General features: G+C 46.4%; 1 protein-coding gene and 1 pseudogene. Both read left to right on the top strand.

All coding sequences use genetic code 11. From position 1 onward, the window contains the following. Window positions 1-391 (top strand): annotated as a pseudogene (locus H4J67_RS20385) (hypothetical protein); the annotation flags it as partial. Window positions 392-521: 130 nt separating this feature from the next. Beyond that, the coding region (locus tag H4J67_RS19940; RefSeq protein ID WP_259368695.1) for a radical SAM protein at window positions 522-802 on the top strand (281 nt) is incomplete at its 3' end.

Genomic DNA, 802 nt, shown 5'->3' with positions numbered 1-802 from the left:
ACTCAAAAAAAGCTTCTACAAAAACGCGACGTATAATGCAGATCCCGAAGGAATCGACAAGCGCTGGTCAGCGTGGCTCACAACATGGAAATCTCTTAACGCCAGTACGACCGACCCTAGCACTACCGAAGTAAATAGTGCCCGTTCTCCAGTTGAGCTCTCTAGGCAGATGAAACTTGTCAATCCAAAATATAATTTGCGAGAGTGGTTCGTTGTGCCTGCGTATCAACAAGCGAGCATAGGGAATTACTCGTTAGTGCGAGAATTGCAGGAAGTCATGACGCAGCCATATGCCGAGCAATCAATTGATATGGAAAAAAAATACTATCGGCTTAAGCCACTTGAATTCTTCGAAACCGGTGGGTTATCCCATTATAGCTGCTCGTCATGACTTATCGCTTAATGATCAATTTATCTATATCTAGTGCCCAATGAGCATAAACATAATCCCTACTATTGACCTGCTTTACGCTGGCCAAGTACCGCTAATTCCCGCGTACGCGCCTGCCCCCAATGGTCAGATGTCAGATACACGCGGAAGGCTCTTGGGCGATTTACGCATTTCAGTCACCGACCGATGTAACTTCCGTTGCACTTATTGTATGCCCAAGGAAGTCTTCGGAAAAGGCTACCAATACCTGCCACAATCAGAACTATTGAGTTTCGATGAGATCACGCGCATGGCGCGACTGTTTGTTGCACACGGTGTTACAAAAATTCGTCTTACCGGTGGCGAACCCCTACTACGTAAAAACCTCGAGGTGTTGGTTGAAATGCTGGCCGCCTTAAAAACACCAAACGA

Origin of the sequence: Colwellia sp. BRX10-4 (genome assembly GCF_014077465.1) — a bacterium.
Classification (GTDB): Bacteria; Pseudomonadota; Gammaproteobacteria; order Enterobacterales; family Alteromonadaceae; genus Colwellia_A.
The sequence above is the reverse complement of the archived record's forward strand: the minus strand, read 5'-3'. Positions and strand labels throughout refer to the sequence as shown.